Source organism: Rheinheimera sp. B2H12 (genome assembly GCF_059620065.1).
In genome coordinates this window covers 5,110,090-5,127,577 of the sequence record NZ_CM184363.1, presented here as the reverse complement: position 1 = coordinate 5,127,577, position 17,488 = coordinate 5,110,090, and the positions used below count along the sequence as shown (strand labels likewise).

Annotated in this window: 18 protein-coding genes; 10 read left to right on the top strand and 8 right to left on the bottom strand. The window is 52.2% G+C overall.

Annotation, left to right across the window (positions count from 1 at the left end):
• The first annotated feature begins 21 nt into the window (after positions 1–21).
• Both AC53GJ_RS21405 and AC53GJ_RS21400 read left to right on the top strand, forming a co-directional pair.
• On the top strand, positions 22–537 hold the full coding sequence (locus AC53GJ_RS21405) for a DUF1993 domain-containing protein (protein WP_496730441.1): 516 nt from the start codon (positions 22–24) through the stop codon (positions 535–537).
• Positions 538–791: 254 nt separating this feature from the next.
• Positions 792–1,292 carry a GNAT family N-acetyltransferase gene (locus tag AC53GJ_RS21400; protein WP_496730440.1) on the top strand — a complete coding sequence of 167 codons (501 nt, stop codon included), beginning with the start codon at positions 792–794 and terminating at the stop codon, positions 1,290–1,292.
• 27 nt (positions 1,293–1,319) lie between these two features.
• Here AC53GJ_RS21400 and AC53GJ_RS21395 read toward each other — a convergent pair whose 3' ends face one another.
• A complete protein-coding gene (locus AC53GJ_RS21395) occupies positions 1,320–2,321 on the bottom strand; it encodes a hypothetical protein (RefSeq protein ID WP_496730438.1) in 1,002 nt (333 codons plus the stop codon).
• Between the two features lie 298 nt (positions 2,322–2,619).
• Between AC53GJ_RS21395 and AC53GJ_RS21390 the strand changes: the two genes are divergently transcribed.
• Positions 2,620–2,889: a hypothetical protein gene (locus tag AC53GJ_RS21390; RefSeq protein ID WP_496730436.1), complete on the top strand. Its 270-nt coding sequence runs from the start codon at positions 2,620–2,622 to the stop codon at positions 2,887–2,889.
• A 75-nt stretch (positions 2,890–2,964) separates the two neighbouring features.
• On the opposite strand, the gene AC53GJ_RS21385 is transcribed toward AC53GJ_RS21390, so the two are convergent.
• On the bottom strand, positions 2,965–5,571 hold the full coding sequence (locus AC53GJ_RS21385) for a TonB-dependent receptor plug domain-containing protein (RefSeq protein ID WP_496730435.1): 2,607 nt from the start codon (positions 5,569–5,571) through the stop codon (positions 2,965–2,967).
• Between the two features lie 657 nt (positions 5,572–6,228).
• Here AC53GJ_RS21385 and AC53GJ_RS21380 point away from each other — a divergent pair.
• The 6 genes from AC53GJ_RS21380 (at position 6,229) to AC53GJ_RS21355 (ending at position 12,433) form a co-directional block, all read left to right on the top strand.
• Positions 6,229–7,512, top strand: coding sequence for an MFS transporter (locus tag AC53GJ_RS21380; RefSeq protein ID WP_496730434.1), 1,284 nt, complete (start codon positions 6,229–6,231; stop codon positions 7,510–7,512).
• Positions 7,512–8,153: a helix-turn-helix transcriptional regulator gene (locus AC53GJ_RS21375; RefSeq protein WP_496730433.1), complete on the top strand. Its 642-nt coding sequence runs from the start codon at positions 7,512–7,514 to the stop codon at positions 8,151–8,153. Before AC53GJ_RS21380 ends, AC53GJ_RS21375 begins: the two co-directional genes overlap by 1 nt.
• Positions 8,154–8,276: 123 nt before the next feature.
• Positions 8,277–8,687 carry a hypothetical protein gene (locus AC53GJ_RS21370; RefSeq protein ID WP_496730432.1) on the top strand — a complete coding sequence of 137 codons (411 nt, stop codon included), beginning with the start codon at positions 8,277–8,279 and terminating at the stop codon, positions 8,685–8,687.
• Between the two features lie 136 nt (positions 8,688–8,823).
• Positions 8,824–9,507, top strand: a complete 684-nt coding sequence (locus tag AC53GJ_RS21365; RefSeq protein ID WP_496730431.1) for a response regulator transcription factor — start codon at positions 8,824–8,826, stop codon at positions 9,505–9,507.
• Positions 9,464–10,795 (top strand): sensor histidine kinase, encoded by a 1,332-nt coding sequence (locus AC53GJ_RS21360; RefSeq protein ID WP_496730430.1) that lies wholly within the window; start codon positions 9,464–9,466, stop codon positions 10,793–10,795. Before AC53GJ_RS21365 ends, AC53GJ_RS21360 begins: the two co-directional genes overlap by 44 nt.
• Before the next feature lie 72 nt (positions 10,796–10,867).
• Positions 10,868–12,433, top strand: coding sequence for an amidohydrolase family protein (locus AC53GJ_RS21355; RefSeq protein WP_496730428.1), 1,566 nt, complete (start codon positions 10,868–10,870; stop codon positions 12,431–12,433).
• Between the two features lie 33 nt (positions 12,434–12,466).
• Here the strand turns inward: AC53GJ_RS21355 and AC53GJ_RS21350 are convergent, their stop codons facing one another.
• Complete coding sequence (locus tag AC53GJ_RS21350) at positions 12,467–13,039, bottom strand: M23 family metallopeptidase (protein ID WP_496730427.1); 573 nt, start codon at positions 13,037–13,039, stop codon at positions 12,467–12,469.
• Between the two features lie 153 nt (positions 13,040–13,192).
• Between AC53GJ_RS21350 and AC53GJ_RS21345 the strand changes: the two genes are divergently transcribed.
• Positions 13,193–13,753, top strand: coding sequence for a DUF6942 family protein (locus AC53GJ_RS21345; protein WP_496730426.1), 561 nt, complete (start codon positions 13,193–13,195; stop codon positions 13,751–13,753).
• Positions 13,754–13,759: 6 nt separating this feature from the next.
• On the opposite strand, the gene AC53GJ_RS21340 is transcribed toward AC53GJ_RS21345, so the two are convergent.
• The 5 genes from AC53GJ_RS21340 to AC53GJ_RS21320 all read right to left on the bottom strand — a co-directional run bounded on the left by AC53GJ_RS21340 (position 13,760) and on the right by AC53GJ_RS21320 (position 17,467).
• Positions 13,760–14,089 (bottom strand): DUF3718 domain-containing protein, encoded by a 330-nt coding sequence (locus AC53GJ_RS21340; protein WP_496730425.1) that lies wholly within the window; start codon positions 14,087–14,089, stop codon positions 13,760–13,762.
• A 164-nt stretch (positions 14,090–14,253) separates the two neighbouring features.
• Positions 14,254–14,994, bottom strand: a complete 741-nt coding sequence (locus tag AC53GJ_RS21335) for a LytR/AlgR family response regulator transcription factor (RefSeq protein WP_496730423.1) — start codon at positions 14,992–14,994, stop codon at positions 14,254–14,256.
• Positions 14,966–16,075 (bottom strand): histidine kinase, encoded by a 1,110-nt coding sequence (locus AC53GJ_RS21330; protein ID WP_496730422.1) that lies wholly within the window; start codon positions 16,073–16,075, stop codon positions 14,966–14,968. The genes AC53GJ_RS21335 and AC53GJ_RS21330 overlap by 29 nt, the downstream gene beginning before the upstream one ends.
• The gene (locus tag AC53GJ_RS21325) at positions 16,076–17,128 is read right to left on the bottom strand and encodes a sensor histidine kinase (RefSeq protein ID WP_496730421.1); all 1,053 of its coding nucleotides are present in this window, start codon (positions 17,126–17,128) and stop codon (positions 16,076–16,078) included. It abuts the gene before it with no gap.
• A 126-nt stretch (positions 17,129–17,254) separates the two neighbouring features.
• Positions 17,255–17,467, bottom strand: coding sequence for a hypothetical protein (locus tag AC53GJ_RS21320; RefSeq protein WP_496730419.1), 213 nt, complete (start codon positions 17,465–17,467; stop codon positions 17,255–17,257).
• Positions 17,468–17,488: the final 21 nt, after the last annotated feature.

Below are 17,488 nucleotides of genomic sequence, written 5' to 3'. Positions count from 1 at the left end.
CACCCACTGCCGGAGTTCGCCATGTTTTATGATTTAACCGTTGTCCAGTTCAGCAAAATGTTACAAAACTTAGCCGCCATTCTGGCCAAAGCCGAGCAAGCCGCGCTGGCGAAAAAATATGATGTGTCAGTGCTGTTAAATGCCCGGTTAGCGCCGGATCAGTTTAACCTGATCCGTCAGGTCCAAATTGCCTGCGATACCGCCAAGCTGGGTGTTGCCCGTCTGGCGGGTGTCGCTGACAGCGCGCCAAAGCACCAGGATCAGGAAACCAGCCTGCCAGAGTTGCAACAACGGATTGCTGATACGCTGGCCTACTTAGCGACCTTCACGCCTGAAATGCTGGCGGACGCTGCCGGTCGTCAGATCACGCAACCGCGTTGGGAAGGCAAATATCTGACTGGCGAAGAATTTGCCCTGCAACACGCAGTGCCAAATTTGTATTTCCACGTCACCACCGCTTATGCCATTTTGCGCCACAATGGCGTTGACGTGGGTAAAAAAGATTATTTAGGCGCTATGCCTTATAAAATGGCTTAAGCAGCCGGCACGGCCGTTTCTGCGCTGAAACGGCTGTCGTCATTGAGGTTGGACTTTGACGTTCAACGCGTTGCAGTCCAATATTCTCTGCCGAAACATCTGACCATGCCACTTGTCGGACTGCCCCAGTTGAGCTGGGCGAGCTCAATTGCGCCATGGTTCATTGAATTTAAATCATCGACTTTTGCTCAAATGGTCTGTATTGGTTCCGCTTCAGCAGAAGTGAGCAGACATTAGGATCGAACGCTATCCCCATGAGTATCAACATCAGAACCGCAGAGATTGCTGATGCCAAGGCCATCAGCGCGCTTATTGTACCTTTAGTTGTCAAATATATTACTCCCACCTGGCAGCCCGCTGTTCGGAGCATTTTGCTCGATTCGATGTCGGAGCAAAAAATTGAGAGCTATTTGTCGGCCAACTATATTTACCTGGTCGCTGTGGATCAGAATGATGTCATAGTTGCCGTCGCTGGCATGCGGGATTACTCGCATTTATATCACCTGTTTGTGGCTGACAGCTACCAGGGACAGGGGCTTGCCCGTCAGCTGTGGCTGGCTTTGCAAAGGATAGCGCTGCACAACGGCAATCAGGGGCGTTTTACCGTCAATTCAGCGTTGCACGCTGAACACATCTATCTGCGCTTTGGTTTCAAACGCACTGAGGGCGTCAGAAACCGCGACGGCATGGTAGATATTCCAATGCTGCTTGAGTTGGCTGATATGACCCGCCACTTAGGCAGCAATGAGATCTGAACGACGCAGTTGCTTGATGGTAGAAATTCACTTCGTTAATTTACTCAGTTGCCGGCGGATATCTTTGCGGGTTGAATCTTTGGTTGTTAACGTTAACGCTTGCTGATAACTCTGTAATGCTGTTGCCTGATCGGCCAGGGCAAGGTTGAGTTCGCCGTGCAGCATTAAATAACCGACATATTGCTCATCTGTGACTTTATCTGTGCTGAGTAATACATTCAGCGCTGCCAGCGCTTGTTGTTTGTCGCCATAATTTTGTAAGGCCAGATCCGCCGCGGACAGACAAGCATCCTGCCATAGTGGTAACTGTGCTGCCGTTGGCGCTGTTAATTTGCAACTGGCCACAAACAATTGTTGTGCCTGTGATTTCTCGGCAAAAGTCCATAATAAGTTTGCTGCCCGATTTAACAGCACCATATCTTGGTGAAAATCAGCCTTGATCGTGGCGATGGTGTTTTTTGCCGCTGCGGCGTTTTGGGTATTTTGCCAGTAATCCATCAACGCCAGGTAGTAGCTGCGTTGATCAAGTTGAGCCAGTTTCTCGACCACGGCTTTTGAGGCTTGCTTTTCAGTATCAAAAAAACCACTTTGAATTGCCAGGGCTTTGGCTGCTTCAACTAAGTATTGCGGATTGTCCGGTGCTAACTTGGCGGCTATAAGATAATTTTCATTCGATTTCTCCACCAGTCCAAGTTTGTTAAACAGGCTCGACTGCTGCTTGATTTGATACCACAATTTGCCAGCCATAAAACGCACGCGCGCGTTGTCAGGATGACGCGCGGTCAAGGCCTCAAGTTGTGGTTCTTTATCCTTTTGATCTGTGGCCACAGCAAGGGCAACTGTAAGTAGCTCTATGTTGACATCTGCAGGATCAAACATGTTCAGTTGACTGGCCAGCACACTATATTGCCTTTGATAATAAGCCTGCTCCAGCTCAGCGTAACTTGGCTTCGTTGCGGTTGCCTGGCCCCTTGCCGTTGCACAGAGAAACAAAACACAGACGATGAAGTTGGCGATTTGATGGCGCATATGCGTGTCCTTTCAGTGAATGTGGTGCCTGTACCTAGTTGGACCCTAGCCTATTGAGTGTCATGCCTGACCACAACAGCAGGATGACAAGCCATTGCATTAAAATGATCAAAGGTGCTGCTGGCTTCAGAGTGCAAGCAAAGTTACTTTCGTCATTAAAAACGGGATGATCATCATTGATTATCTGCAACTGCAACAGATTTCACGGGTGGAGGGGGAATTTGACGCTGGCGGTAATTTTGCTATGTTAACAGTCTCTGGCGGGGCATTATTTTTTTACAAGGACTGATCCGTAAATATGACTGCGAAATTTGATGTTTTTTGCTTAGGCTTGATGCTGATCCCCGTCCTGGTGACTTATGTACCGGCGGTGCAGCGCAGATTGCTGGCCTGGTCTGAGCAACGCAGTATTTCTCCGGCCGTGATGTCCGTGGGTGCCTGGCTGATTTTTGGCAGCAACTTTTCTCATCCGGTGATGAGTTACAGTGCCTTAGCCTTGGGCTTTATGTTATTTTTTGTTGGCTTCACGCTGGCGGTAGCCTGCCTGAAGGCAAAACAGCAGGACTAGCGTACTCATGACCCCGACAAACCCGTCAGCAAGCACTCTCCCCGGTTTGCACCGGGGAGAGGTCAAGCAACGGCATCAGAACTGGTAACTCACCGACAGATTCACCAGCCGGCCACGCAGGTTATACAGACTGCTGTCGAAATAATCGCCACCCGTTGACACATCCAGCGGTGGATCCCGATCCAGCAGATTCTGCAACGACAAGGTCAGTACAGTGCGATCAAAACCCAGGTAGTTCAGCTGACTGTTGAACTGGGTGTAACTTGCCACTTTACTGCGCAGGCCCGGATTGGTGCTCCGGGTGGCAATCGCCTGATCATAACCACTGGTAAAATCCGCACTGAGAGTGGCTTGCCAGTCACCTTGTTGCCAGTTGATGCTGTTATTACTGCGCCAGGCTGGTAAAGCGCCGAACTGGTTATTACCGGCCCCTTCCAGCAGCGGTTGACCCGCCACCAGCGCCTGCTGATACGACAACAGTTTGGACCAGACCGATTTCAGCTTCAGTTGCTGGCCATTACTGAGCTCAAACTGGTGACTGATATCCAGATCAAAACCAGAGGTGGTACGGCTGCCCTGATTTTTGTACTGGTTGCTAATCACCTGCAACCGACCCTGACTGTCACGGCGGATACGGTCGGCAAACTGGCTTTCATGGGTCAGCAGATATTGCGCGTTATCCGGACCAATAATCTGTTGCTGTTCAATCCGGAACCAGTCCACCCCAATGCTGGTTTGGCGCGTCACCGACCAAATCAGACCCGCATTGAGATTGTTCGACCGTTCAGGTTGCAGCTCAGGGTTACCGGTGCGCAGACTGGTATAACCGCGGCGTGAGCCAGGTTCCTGCGGATCTTTCGGGTCAATGGCGCTGCCGTAACTGACTGTATTGCTGTTGGCAATTTCCGGCAGCGCTGGCGCGCGAAAGCCACGTGACCAGGACGTACGCAACAGCCAGTCTTCATTCAGCACATAATGCAGGCCCAGTTTTGGCGAAAAGGCACTGCCAAAGTCATCATAATGGTCAGCCCGGCCAGCCACGCTGGCGGTCAAATCCTGGTACAAAGGCAGGCTGAATTCGGCAAAACCAGCCAGCAGCTTGCGCTCGCCATCCACCAGATTAATGGCTGGTCTTAATTCAGTGCCGGATAACACCTCGGGTGAGGTGCCGGCGGCCATTTTCTCCCGGCGCAGATCGGCACCGGCGGCAAAACCAAGCGGACCATAAGGCAATTCGGCCAGCACTGCACTGGCAGTCAGATTCAGTGATGTTAAGTCATAACGGCCTGGCCGCCGGGTTTGCAACCTCAGTTTCGAAAGCACATCCGCCGAGTTCTGCCGGCCATCAAAGCGATAGCTACCATTGGCCAGTGCTTTTTCATACTCAAAACGATTGACGAAGTTATCTACATATTCGCGTTGCTGGCTTGAAGATTTCAGCGCATTCAGGCTCAGATCCCAGTCATCACCCTGATATTTCAGCGTGGTCAGCAACCGGTTGAAAATCTGATTGTTCGATTTTAACCTTGGGCCAACATCAAACAGCGTGTATTCAAACGGCAAGGGTGTGGCGGTCGGATTATCCGGATGCCCAACAGGTAAGCTGGTGCTGATATCAACCAGATTACCGCTTTGCTGCTGATAGGCACGCAGACCACTGCTCAGCGTCAGCGGCGCGCCAAAAAACATGGCAGAATCGTTGTAGCTGTACAGTAACTCAGTGACACTTTGCCATTGCTCATTCAACTGCACTGTGCCAGTGACTGACGCTTGCCGGCGGGTGACGTCAGGCTGCAGGCTGTTAAATGGCTGAGTATTAAAAGCACAAGCCTGGCCAGCCTGACCCGGCGTGAAGTCACTGCGCGGCCGTAACTGGGTGCCTTGCGGGCAGTTGCTGACCGGTTGCGGATTTTTGCTGTCAGCCAGCGTCGCACCACCGGCGGAACTCCAGCCAGACAGTTTGCCACCTGGTAAATGGCGGAAATCACCACTTTGCAGTAAATCACGTTCATCTGCGGTCAGGTGGTCCCGGCTAAACAGATCCAGGCTGGCACTGAGGTTATAACCATCAGTGGCTAAATCGCCGGTGCCTGTCACCAGACCTGCCGAATATTGTGCCAGTCCGCCCTGAGTGGCATTACCAGCGCCAACATTCAGGGTGGTTTCCTGATATTCACGTTTTAAAATAATATTGACCACGCCAGCAATGGCATCAGAGCCATACACCGCAGAGGCACCGTCTTTCAGTACTTCAACCCGCTCGACTGAACTTAGCGGCAGCGCGTTCAGATCAACAAAGGTATCCTGCGTATTCAGGGCAAAACCGTAACTGGACACCCGCTGGCCATTCACCAGCACCAGGGTATTTTTCGGGCTGAGACCACGTAAGCCAATCGACGCAGAACCGGCGGAGAAACTGCCGGTATATTGTTCGTCAAAGCTGTTGCCGGAGTTGATGGTCAGATCCCGCAATACATCCGTCAGGGTGACTTTACCGCTCTGGCGAATTTCATCACCGGATAAAAATAGCACAGGGGTGGCATTTTCCTGCTGTACCCGTTTGATATGTGAACCTGTCACGGCGATCCGCTCTGGTGCCGTGTTGGCCTCAGTCGCTTGCACTGCAGGCAATACAAAGGCGCTGCTGATGGCCAGCAGCAGTGGAGATACTTTAAATGTCATGATAAACCTCAAATAAATACAAAGGCCTGACCGTACTGACGGTCAGTCCAGGTCTGCTGGCAGACCCAAAAATTCGGTATAGGCGGTTGGCTACTACAGCTGGCTGGGTTCAGCAGCGCTGTTCAGCGCACAGCACGCAAGTGACTGCTGGTTAGCAACAACAACAGCAGAAAGGAGGTTGCGGACACATTCGGCCCTGGCCTCTGGTCATTTTGGGCTGCAGGATGATGACATTAACGAGAGTGAACATGATGCGGAATCCTTATAAACAACGACAGGCTTCCGGTGATCCGGTGAGCAACAGTTTTATGTTCTGCTGGCTAAACGTTTAGCCATCCAGACATCGGCGTGCATCATAACTAGTAGCGCTAATAAACCAAAGTGAAATTTAGCAATTTAATATTCTTTTTTTGAATTGAATATTTTGTTTTTATTCTAATATGCTTGTTTTTAATGTCTAAGCATTCATTAGTTGTAGATGTTTAGACGGCTAAATTTGTTGTTTTATAGTTATTCTTATAAAAAACAATAGTTTAAAAAAATAGCGGTATGCATGTTTCAGTGAATAGCAGGAATAAATATAATAAATAAACAAAGTTGTTTATTTATATGGCGTTGCGCTTATACTGCGCCGGTTATTTCTTCATGGAGCACGTTATGAGTGCAGAACCTGTTGAATTGGCCAGCACTGCAGCTGCCACAACACCGCCGCGTTATGCCCACCCCCAACTGGTGTTACTGACCGTCTGCCTGATTGGTTTATTGTCCGTGGCCGGAGTGGCATTGCCTTATCCGATCCTGGCGCCGTTATTTGCCGCGTCTGAACTGACGCCTTTTAATCATTGGCTGGGGCTGGATCCTACCTTGTTACTTGGCATGGCGCTGGCCGCCAATCCACTGGGGATTTTGCTCGGCAGTGCTGTACTTGGCGCCTTATCTGACAGTTATGGCCGCCGCCCGGTATTGCTCGGTGCTTTAGTGCTGGCGGTGCTGGGGTATTGTTTATCGGCGCTGGCGATTGCAGCTGAGCAATATCTATGGTTTGTGCTGGCCCGGTTGCTGACCGGCATCTGTGAAGGTTCTATTAGTATCGCCCGCGCTATTGCCGCGGATTTACATCCGCAAGTGGAGCGTACCAAAGCTATTGCCTGGATCAATGCTGCATTATATGGTGGTTGGCTGATTGGCCCTTTAGTCGGCGGTTTTAGCATGCAAGCCGGGGCTGATGTGCCCTTTTGGATTGCGGCTGTAACCATGTTGCCTTGTCTGGCGCTGGTGTATTTTCTGTTGCCACGGCAACAACGGCGCACCTCAGCCGCAGGCTTATGGCAAAGTATCGGTCAGCATAATTCTCTACAGTTGCTCAGCTTACCGCAACTGCGCTGGGTGGTGTTGATCCAGCTGTGTTATACCATTGGTTTAAATGCCTTTTATGAATTTTATCCGCTCTGGTTGGTGCAGGCGGAGCAATTCAGTGGTCGTGATATTGGTTTGATTACTGCGGCTTTATGTTTGGTGATGGTGACTATTAGCGTTGGGCCTATGTCGCGTTGGGGCCAGCATTATCCAGCGCTGCGCGGAGCTGTCATGGCTACGCTGTTATTGGGTGGCCTGATTGCGCTGTTACCGCAACTGAGCGGTGTACCTGCCTGGCTGGTGTTGGTTGGTGCCGGGGTGCCGATTGCGATGATGGGCACCTGGTTTAATGTCTATTGCGCCGAGCGGTTCGACAGCCTGGGTCAGGGCCGGCTGATGGGCATGCTCACCTTGCTGATGTGCGCGGGCAATGTCATCACCGCCTTGCTCGGCAGTTGGATTGCCTTGTGGGGCGCTGGTTGGACTTTGCTGATAGGTGCCTTGTTCGTCTGGCTGGCGACTGGCTTATTGCTGGTACAACAACGACAACCCGCTGTTGCCAATGCTGCACAGGAGGCTGTCTGATGGCCAGCAGCGAACGTATTGTCTATCTGCTGAAAACCCGGGGTCCACAGCGCAGTCAGCAACTGGCTGATTTGTTGCAACTAACCGCGATGGGCGTGCGCAAACACTTGCTGACACTGGCGGAGCAAGGGCTGGTCAGGGCAGTTGCGGCAGAGTCGCCTGGCAAAGCCGGTCGTCCGCAGCAATACTGGCAGTTGACCGCAACTGGTCATCAGCAATTCCCGGATCGGCATGCCGATGTCAGTCTGCAACTGATCGAAGGCGTCCGGCAATTGTTTGGCGATGCGGGGCTGGAGCAGTTGATCAGGCAGCGGGAACAGCAGCAGTGGCAGCATTATCAGCAATTGCTGGCAGATTGTGTTGATTTAGCCAGCAAAGTCAGCAAATTAGCGGAAATTCGCCAGCAGGAAGGTTATCTGGCGGAAGTGTTTAAACGCGACAATTGCTGGTACCTGGCCGAACATCACTGTCCAATTTGTGCCGCCGCCAGTCAGTGTCAGCAGTTCTGTCGTTCTGAGCTGCAGTTATTTCAGGCCTGTGTCGCCGCTCTGGCACAAGTCGAACGGACTGAACATCTGCTGGCTGACGGTCGTCGTTGTGTCTATCGTTTCCGACCGCCTGGTGACGGGCGCGCAGGGTGAGTAATTGTCCCTATTTACCGCAAGGCGGTTTTTTTGTAATCGCTAATGTATTATCATGCGCGCCGCGCTGGCAGGGATGCTCTCTGCCAGTTGTGTACTGATGATCAATGGAAAGGAAACATCATGAAATTTAAAATTGCTGCAGTTGCTGCACTGGTTCTGGCCACTACTTCTGTACAAGCTGACTGGTTAAAAGCCGCTGCTGATTCGGTAAAAGGCAGTGTGACTGATTCTGTGAAAGAAAGCGCCAATAGTGCCAAAGATGCTGCTTATGATGCTGCAGTGAACTCTGCTTTAGGCTTAACTGCTGGCAAAACCAACAAAGCTTATGTCACTGAGAAACTGGGTCAAGCCACTCAAACACTGACAGAAGATGGTCTGGAAGTGTGGAGCTATGATTTCTCTACCTTACAGCAAACTTATCCGATGCTGACAGACGTGTTAAAACAGTATCCGCAAGTACCACAAGCGATCAAGCTGAGCTTTAAAGACGATGTGGTCAGCAAAATCAAGATGGTAAAACCAGCCGCCTGATAAGCTGCATCAGCTGATGGCGCGGCTGCCTGGCTCCCTGAGGGACAAAGTGGCAATCGCGCTATTTTTTCACCTGCTTTTTACACATCAACTGGTATGCTAGTTCGAAGATGGCTGTTCTGTCGGACTTGATGTAATGCATATTCTGTTGATTGAAGATCAAGCCGCGCTGGCGGCCAACATTCTGGATTATCTGACTGCGCTTGGTCATCAGACTGATTATGCCGCCAATGGTCAGCAGGGGCTGGCACTGGCGCTGGCACAACATTTTGATGTTATTATCCTCGATTTAATGTTACCTGGTTTAGATGGCTTGCAGCTGTGTCAACAACTGCGGACTCTTGCCGATCGGCATATTCCAGTGCTGATGCTGACCGCCCGCGATACGCTGGAGGACAAATTACAGGGTTTTGCCAGTGGTGCCGATGATTACCTGACCAAACCTTTTGCGCTGGCTGAATTATTGGCTCGCTTACAAGTGTTAGCGCGGCGGCACTTGCTGGCAGAGCCTTATCTTTTGGAAATCGGTGAATTGACATTCGATCGTCAGCGCTGGCAGGCCCGCCGGGCGGGCCGGGTGCTGGAGTTGCATCCACTCGGACTGAAGATATTGCAGTTGTTATGTGAAGCTTATCCGGCGGTGCTCAGTCGTTCTGAACTCAGTCTGAAACTGTGGGGTGATGATCCGCCGGACTCCGATACCTTGCGGGCGCATATTTATCTGCTGCGACAACAATTAGACAAACCATTTGGCTGGGCCATGTTGCAGACGGTGCATGGGGTTGGTTTTAAACTCAGTACCGGCGCTGATGATGTTTAATGCGGCATCGCCACACAGCGCTAAGCCTGCGGTCAGTCTGTCGCAACGTATAGTGCGGGCCTTTATGGTATTGGCGCTTTGTTGTGCTTTGTTGTTCAGTTTTATCAATGTGCTGTTGTTGTACACTGTGGAGGATCAGTTTTTTTCTCATCAATTGGAACAGGAGCGCCAACGGCAACTCAGCTTGGCCAGCCCCACTCCGCCGCAGTCTGCTTTTTTACAACTCTACCGGCAAAATGATGATTTTCCTGCTGATTTATCCGCTGCTATCCGCGAGAGTCCAACGCGGCGTGAATTCGCCGGTCAGCAAGGCCGGCATTATCATGTCCTTCGCTTTCAGCACCCGGCGCTGGAACAGCCGCTGTGGTTGGTGACTGAAGTCAGCCAGCAGTTGGTGGTCAGGCCGATCCGCAACCGGATGTTATGGTTTTATGCCGGGGTGACGCTACTGATGATAGTGCTGGCTGCAGCGATAGGCTGGTGGCTTAGCCGGAGGGCAACCAGGCCTTTGCTGGCTCTGGTACAACTGGTCGCGCATACAGAGCCGTTACCATCGCAGTTTGCCGAGCGTTTTCCGGACAATGAAATTGGCTTACTGGCGCGCACGCTGGAGCAGGCTTTTGCCAGGTTGCAGCAATTTGTCGAGCGCGAGCGCGCCTTTAGCCGGGATGCCAGCCATGAATTGCGAACCCCGCTCAGTCTGATCCAGAGCAGCGCTGAATTATTACAGCTGCAAGCCGACCTGAGTGCTTCAGATCAGCAAAAAGTGCTGACTATCATCGGCGCTTGTCAGCAAATGACGCAGTTAATCAATACTTTACTGACATTGTCCCGTGAAGAGTCAGTGCCGGCCAGCACGCAACCTGTACTGCTGCTGCCGTTGTTGGAACAACTGATCATTCAGCACCGGCAATTGCTGCAGCAACAGCAGTTAGTGCTGGATTTACAGGTTGCAGCCCAGTTACAGCTCGCAGTGCCGGCAGTATTACTACAGATGATCCTGGCGAATTTACTGCAAAATGCCTGCAGCCATAGTTTGCCGGGCACAGTCCGGATCCAGGCGGACCAACAGCAGTTGTTGATCAGTAACCCGATGCGGCTTGCTAGTTTACCGGCTGAACCGGCGGCTTTGTTTGCCAGGGGCCGCCATTCCAGTGGATACGGGGTCGGCTTAGGCATAGTACAACGGCTGTGTCAGCATTGTGGGATCGGTTTATCCTTACGCCAAACCCAGACTGAGTCAGAATCCCAGCTGGAGATCAGCTTAAGTTGGCCGGCACAACACTGAACTTGCTTTGACGTCGTTTTGACAACCGCTGAATTATGCTCGCTGTCAGCCTAACTTAACAGGAGAATAAGCATGCGGGGGTGGCGACGAATATGTTGGGGCAGTGTCAGTTTGCTGCTGTTATTGGCGGGCGGCCTATGGCTGCTGAAAGCTTTACCGCTGGCAACACCACCGGGTCCGCTCAGTCAGGGCCAGCCGTTGTTACTGCGTAATGTCCAACTGATTGATGTGCTGACCGGGACCGTGACGCCGGCACAGGCGGTCTGGCTGGCTGAGGGTAAAATCAGCCGCATCACAGCCGATATTGCCGCCGACCAAGCGGACAGCCAGTGGTTCCAGGTTGATGGTGCCGGACGCTATCTGGTGCCGGGGTTGGCCGATTTGCATACCCACAGTCTGCAACTGGCACCTCAACTGCAACACCCATTGTGGCTGGCTGCCGGAGTGACGACAGTGCGGGATATGTCCGGCTGTATGCTGGAGCAGGACAGTCTGGTGGCATGTGCTGCCGATCGCCAGCGCTGGCAACAACAAATGCTCACCGGCTCTCGCAGCAGCCCACGTTATCCGGTGCAAAGCAGCTTTGCCATCAATGGTGGTGCTGAGGTCCCGGCTGAGTTTCCCGCTTATCTGCGCTTACAAAGTGCGGCAGATGCCACAGCCCTGGTGCAACATTATCAGGCGTTGGGCGTTGATCAACTGAAAGTTTATGAACAACTGAGTCTGCAGCAATATCAATGGCTGAGTCAGGCGGCGCAGGCTGCACAACTGCCGCTCGCTGGTCACCAGCCCTGGTTGGTGCCGCTGACTGAGGTGCTGGCAGCAGGCCAGCGCAGTCTGGAGCATGGCCGATTGTTTTTATTTGAATGTGCCCGGGCCCTGGCCCCTTATAAAGCACAGCCTTTGCGCGAAGGACTGTTGACGCCGGCCGTCTGGCGGCAGTTACTGGACAGCCAGGATCCCATCCTATGCCAGCAAAAAATGCAGCAGATGGCCGCTTCTGACAGTTGGTGGAGTCCTACCCTGTTGACGTTACAGCTGGGTGCCAAAGCGATGGACCCGGCATTCCGACAAGATGACAGATTAGCCACTGTGCCCTGGCTATTGCGGCAGTTGTGGCAACAGGATGCCGAAGGCATGGTAAAACGGGGCCAGGATGACAGTGGGCGTTGGTTGCAGCAGGAAGCTTTTGCCCTGGCACTGCAGCAGGTAAAGCAGGCACAGCAACTTGGCGTCAACATCATTGCTGGTACCGATGCCCCTGATTCTTTTGTGTTTACCGGTTCAGGCTTACATGACGAATTAGCCTTATATGTGCAAGCAGGTCTGACACCGTTACAGGCGCTGCAAACCGCCACCAGCAATGCGGCGTTATATCTTGGCCGGCAACATCAGAGCGGCCGGATTGCGCTTGGCTATGATGCTGATTTGCTATTGCTGGATGCAAACCCATTGCTGGATATTCAGGCGCTGCGCCAGATCCATGGTTTAGTGCTGGCCGGTGACTGGTATGATCAACGCCGGTTACAGCAACTACAACAGTTTACGGTACAACAGGCCGGCAGCCTCAGGTTGAATCTGTTGTTGCTGTTACAAGCGTTGCAGAGCCCGAGCTTTCGTCAGCAATTTGCTGATTAACCTGGACTCGGGTTGAGTAACGCGGGCTGCCGCTCAGGGGCTGTTGCGTCTTGGGTTTTGCCGTTCAACCGGCAAATAACTGAGTGGATCCTTCGGATAACCATTGCGCCATAGCTCAAAATGCAGATGCGGGCCTGTGGTGCGGCCGGTACGGCCGACCAGGCCAATTTGCTGGCCTGCCTGGACAAAATCACCAATCTGCACATCAATACGGGATAAATGTGCCGACAGGCTTTGTAGCTTATCACCATGTTCAATCAGCACCACTTTACCAAAATCGTCGCTGAGACTGCCCATATCGGCATTCAGCACCACGCCTGAGCTGGCGGCATACACCGGCGTCCCTTCAGGCGCAGCAAAATCAACGCCATGATGTTTACGGTTGCGGCTTTTCACAATGTAATTGGCAAACATCGAGCTGATGCGGGCGCCTGGTACCGGATGGACAAAAGGGGCCGGACCTGCGGCAGGACGAAATTCGGTTGCCGCTGGCACCGCCACTGTGGGAGCTGGGGTGTCGACAGTGCTGCAGGCACTGAGCCAGAGGATGGAAAGTATCAGTAATAATTGATGACGAGCAGCAAAAAACGGCCAGGTCCGTTGCATCTGTGGTTACTCTTGTTAGCAGATCCAGCCAGAAGTGTCGCTTGATCTGACGCCGTCTTCAAGAGCCTGGTTGACCAAGCGCAGAAAAACCCGGCAACAGCCGCCATTTTTCTTTATCATCTGCCACTTGTCAGGCGAAATGAGGACAAAGGGATGGTCGCTTTTGGCGATGCTGCTGCGCAATTCAGAGTTTATCTGCCACAACTTCCGGCGATGGAGGCTTATCAGCAGCTCAATAGCGTGTTAGCGCTCAGTCCGGGTGAGATTGATCAAATTTACCGGCATTGTGGCAATGGCTGGCGCAAGATTTTTAATGTCTATGCCAAGTTGCTGTGCAGCTTGCCAACGGGCGTGCTGACGACGCCATGCCCTGGCCAAAGCTGGCAACAGTATCGTGATCAGCAGCTGTTGCAAGCAGGTTCAGGCACTGCGCTTTGTTTCAGTGCGCCACAGTTGCCTGCGCCTACCGGTTGTTTACAACTGATCGCCGGTCGCACCCATGCCCGGCAGTTGCTGGCAACTGGCATGACGGCCGAATTGCAGTGGCTGAATACTGAGTTTGCGGTGGATCCCCAGCGACGACTGCTGGTCACACCATTTTTTGATTATCGTCAGCTGAATAATGCCAAAATTCAGCTGACGGCCCGTTTGCTGCAACTGATACAGCGCGGAGCTCCACTGCCGCAATTTGCGGCGGCCTTGCACCATCAATAAGGGACATCAATAAGGGGCTGCTACCCGCGCCGCGGCAGGTTGCAGCAATCTGACAATTTTGCCCGCCTGTTGTTGTTTGGCAAACTCCAGCAGCGGCTGGCCATCACAATAGACATGCCGGGCCAGCAGCTTAGGGTTATAGCGCGCTGATTTCATCAGTTGTTGCAGTTCCAGACTGTTGTTACTGGCGGTCAACTGGCAAATCTCCAGTGCAAATTGAGTTTGTTGTGGCGTCATTTGACTGGCGCTGACCTGAGGTGAAAGACACACGAACAGCAGGGTACAGCTCAGCATTAATTTGTGGTGCATAGTACGGAACATGTTATGGCACATCATTCATTCTCCTTGTGGCTGAACATGCTGGTCTCTGACCAGCTCTGCGCTATTGTGGCAGCCTGCAGTTGGCTGTCAGCACCAGACAGGGCCACAGGTTGACCTTTTGGGATGATGCGGATAAGCGGGGGTGCCGCAGGGGCCAGCGGCATCGCCGTGGCCCGTGGTTATGACTGTGGCAGACTCTGTAACAGTTGCTGCCAGTTATGTTTATAGCGGCGAGATGCAGTGACTTGTTTACCATCGGATAACCGCAGCAGGTAATCATTGTTATGCGGCTTAATCTGATGGACATGATGTAAATTGACCAGCGTTGACCTGTGTACCTGCACAAAGTGACCCGGCAGCCGTTGCAGCAATTCCTTGAGCGTTTCGCGGATCACCAGACTTTGTTGCAGCGTCTGTACACACAGATAATTGCCAGCAGCTTCAATTTGCAAAATATCACCATCATCCAGCAGCATGCTGCTGGCGCCAGTGCGAAACAGCATTTTTTGCGCTGTAGCTGCTGCCACCGGCGCCGGTCTATGTTTATCCAGTGCGGTCGCGGCATCCTGCAGGCATTGCGCCAGACGCTGGCGGGAGACCGGTTTTAACAAATAGTCAAAGGCCAGATGCTCGAAGGCCGGCAAGGCATAATGTTCATAGGCGGTCACCAGCACCAGCAGGGGTGGCGCCATCGCTGAGGTTTTTTGCAACAGCTGTAAAATTTCAATACCTTTGCGACCCGGCATCTGAATATCTAAAAATACTAAATCAACCTGCTGCTGTTGCAGATATTGCAGGGTATCGTCACCGTTATCAAAACAAGCCACGATATTCAACTGCGGGTAAGTGGCTAATTTGGCTTTCAGATTACTGATCGCCAAAGGTTCATCATCAGCGATGACGACTTTCAATTCGGACATCCAGTGCCTCCAGAGGTAAACAAAATCCGCTTTGTACATAACCATGATTGCGGTTGAGCTGCAGTTGACTGATGTCACCAAACAGCAGTTGCAAGCGTTCGTTCAGTTGCCGCAATGGTTCCGGCCAGTCGGCAGCAGGCATGGCAATCAGCGCAGCCCGCGGCACCAAGTCTGCCACAGGGCCGCAGCCAAGACTGAAGTGCAGCACTGGTGGCTGATAACACAATGTCAGTTGCAGCCTGACCGGGCCGGTTTGTTCGGTGACGCTGCTGGCAATGGCATACTCAGCCAGGGGTTGCAGCAGCAAGGGTGGCAGTTGCAGCGGCGGCAACTGTGGCAATTGCCAATCGAGCTGTAAACGGGTACCAAAACGGTATTGCTGGATAGCCAGATAGGCGTGCAATGCGTTGAGTTCCTGTTGGAGTGACACCAGTTGTTCCTGCCGTTCCTGCAATGAATGGCGTAGGAACACCGATAACTGCTCGATTAATTGTTCAATTTGTTGATCTTGCCGGCTGACGATCAGCGCATTCAGCGCATTTAAGGTGTTAAACATAAAATGCGGATCCAACTGATAACGCAAAATTTTCAGCCGGGCTGTTCTGGCCTGACTAAGTAATTGTTGTTCCAGTTGTGCCTGTTGCTGATAACGTAAATTACTCTGGTACAGTAAAAAACCTGTCAGCCAGCCAGCCAGTGGCAAGGCCACCAGCAGGTAGGTATTGATCATCGTTGTGAATCGGTGATCATAGCCATCCGGCAACTGCCAGAACTGCAGCAGTTCAAACCGCAGCCATACCATCAGGACACTCCAGGGTAACAACCATACCAATAACCAACGCAACAGGCTGCTGATACTGCCCTGATGCTGTTGCAGTCGCCACGCCAGCCAGCCGGTCAGCAGGATATTCAGCAGCACCACCCCACTGTAACTGAATAAAAACGGCCAACTGGAGGCGTTGTCCTGCATTGGCATCATAATAGCCATATTGGTGAATTTCAGCAGCAGATAACACAGCCAGTACAGCAGATGGAAAAACCAGAAACGACTGCTGATAGGCGCTGGTGTGGTGACAGCCATTTAGCAGGACTCCTGCCAGGGTAAGCGGATATGGACCAGAAAGCCGCTGGCTGAAGCTTGTGTCGACAGGCTGGCGTTGTCGCCAAAATGTTGCCGCAGCCGGTTACGGATATTCATCAGACCCACACCAGACCCGGTGGGAGGGGTCTGTGACTGTGCTGACCCTGGACCATTGTCACTCACTTCCAGTTGCCAGTGTTGCCCCTGGCGCTGACCTGTGATTTGAATGGTAGCGCCTTGCCGACGAGCGGCTACAGCATATTTCACCGCGTTTTCGACCAGGGGTTGTAACAACAAAGGTGGAATACACTGTTGCTGCAGACTGTCGTCCAACGACCATTGTACTTGCAGTTTGTCACCAAAACGGGTTTTTTGCAGGGCCAGATAAGCCTCAATGGCGATCACTTCATCTTCCAGTCTGACCAGTTGATCGGGCGATTTGCTAAAAGAATACCGCAGGAAAGTGGCCAGTTGTTCCGACATCAGTTCCGCATCCTCGTATCTTTTGGCTTCGACCAGGGCACAAACTGAATTCAGCGCATTAAAAGTAAAGTGCGGATTGAGCTGATGTTGTAACGCCTGTAGTTCAAGCTGCTGTAATTGCTGGTGCAGCAAGGCACTTTGTTGTTGTTGCTGCCGCTGCTGTTGTAAACGCCAGTACAACAGATAGCAGGATCCCCAGATAAAAAACGGCAGGCTGTTGGTATCCAACTTGCTGAACAGCAAATCTTGCAGACTGGGTTGCTGCGTTTTTAACAAATGCCAGGTCAGATTATTCAGTGGAATAAACAGCAGCGTCAAGCCTGACAATCCCAGTAACAACTGATGCTGCAATAAAGGCCGCTGATAACTCCAGCGGATAAAATAATGCGTCAGTGCCAGTACCGCTAAATCTGGCAGTTCTTTAAACAGCAAGGCCGCTACATTCAGCGATATTGGCTCTGATTTGAACAGCCAGGCGGAGAAATAATGCGGAAAATGCTCCAACACACTGATGCTGAGCCAGAACACCAGGTTGTAGCTTAACAAACGTTTTAATGGGACATCGGACATCAGCTCAATTCCTTGGTCTGCAGTAGCGTCGCAGCTCAGACAATGCTCATCGCAACGCAGCATAAACATTTTCCATCTGCTGACTTGATCAGAGTGGATAAGCGGGGGCAGATCCGGGACCAGCGCTTATCGACCTGAGGCTGACGGAGTGCCAAGCGGTATTGATGGCGCTTGGGCCGGCAGCGCTGGCGCTAACATTAGCACTTGTGGCTGTAGTTCCGGCCATTCAGTGACCACCTGGCCCAACCCTTCTGACATCAGCGCCAAAGCATTGGAGGCATTACAGGAACCACCACAATCCAAGGCTACCAACACGAGCCAGGGAGTGAATAAACGCATAACTGTTCCTTGTGACGAAGT

What these genes read in the sequence shown, in the direction of transcription:
- AC53GJ_RS21370 (WP_496730432.1), top strand. Translation starts at nt 8,277, where the DNA reads ATGAAATTTAAAATTGCTGCAGTTGCTGCACTGGTTCTGGCCACTACT.
- AC53GJ_RS21360 (WP_496730430.1), top strand. Translation starts at nt 9,464, where the DNA reads ATGGGGTTGGTTTTAAACTCAGTACCGGCGCTGATGATGTTTAATGCG.
- AC53GJ_RS21400 (WP_496730440.1), top strand. Translation starts at nt 792, where the DNA reads ATGAGTATCAACATCAGAACCGCAGAGATTGCTGATGCCAAGGCCATC.
- AC53GJ_RS21340 (WP_496730425.1), bottom strand. Translation starts at nt 14,089, where the DNA reads ATGATGTGCCATAACATGTTCCGTACTATGCACCACAAATTAATGCTG.
- AC53GJ_RS21320 (WP_496730419.1), bottom strand. Translation starts at nt 17,467, where the DNA reads ATGCGTTTATTCACTCCCTGGCTCGTGTTGGTAGCCTTGGATTGTGGT.
- AC53GJ_RS21365 (WP_496730431.1), top strand. Translation starts at nt 8,824, where the DNA reads ATGCATATTCTGTTGATTGAAGATCAAGCCGCGCTGGCGGCCAACATT.
- AC53GJ_RS21335 (WP_496730423.1), bottom strand. Translation starts at nt 14,994, where the DNA reads ATGTCCGAATTGAAAGTCGTCATCGCTGATGATGAACCTTTGGCGATC.
- AC53GJ_RS21390 (WP_496730436.1), top strand. Translation starts at nt 2,620, where the DNA reads ATGACTGCGAAATTTGATGTTTTTTGCTTAGGCTTGATGCTGATCCCC.
- AC53GJ_RS21395 (WP_496730438.1), bottom strand. Translation starts at nt 2,321, where the DNA reads ATGCGCCATCAAATCGCCAACTTCATCGTCTGTGTTTTGTTTCTCTGT.
- AC53GJ_RS21385 (WP_496730435.1), bottom strand. Translation starts at nt 5,571, where the DNA reads ATGACATTTAAAGTATCTCCACTGCTGCTGGCCATCAGCAGCGCCTTT.
- AC53GJ_RS21345 (WP_496730426.1), top strand. Translation starts at nt 13,193, where the DNA reads ATGGTCGCTTTTGGCGATGCTGCTGCGCAATTCAGAGTTTATCTGCCA.
- AC53GJ_RS21350 (WP_496730427.1), bottom strand. Translation starts at nt 13,039, where the DNA reads ATGCAACGGACCTGGCCGTTTTTTGCTGCTCGTCATCAATTATTACTG.
- AC53GJ_RS21330 (WP_496730422.1), bottom strand. Translation starts at nt 16,075, where the DNA reads ATGGCTGTCACCACACCAGCGCCTATCAGCAGTCGTTTCTGGTTTTTC.
- AC53GJ_RS21380 (WP_496730434.1), top strand. Translation starts at nt 6,229, where the DNA reads ATGAGTGCAGAACCTGTTGAATTGGCCAGCACTGCAGCTGCCACAACA.
- AC53GJ_RS21405 (WP_496730441.1), top strand. Translation starts at nt 22, where the DNA reads ATGTTTTATGATTTAACCGTTGTCCAGTTCAGCAAAATGTTACAAAAC.
- AC53GJ_RS21355 (WP_496730428.1), top strand. Translation starts at nt 10,868, where the DNA reads ATGCGGGGGTGGCGACGAATATGTTGGGGCAGTGTCAGTTTGCTGCTG.
- AC53GJ_RS21375 (WP_496730433.1), top strand. Translation starts at nt 7,512, where the DNA reads ATGGCCAGCAGCGAACGTATTGTCTATCTGCTGAAAACCCGGGGTCCA.
- AC53GJ_RS21325 (WP_496730421.1), bottom strand. Translation starts at nt 17,128, where the DNA reads ATGTCCGATGTCCCATTAAAACGTTTGTTAAGCTACAACCTGGTGTTC.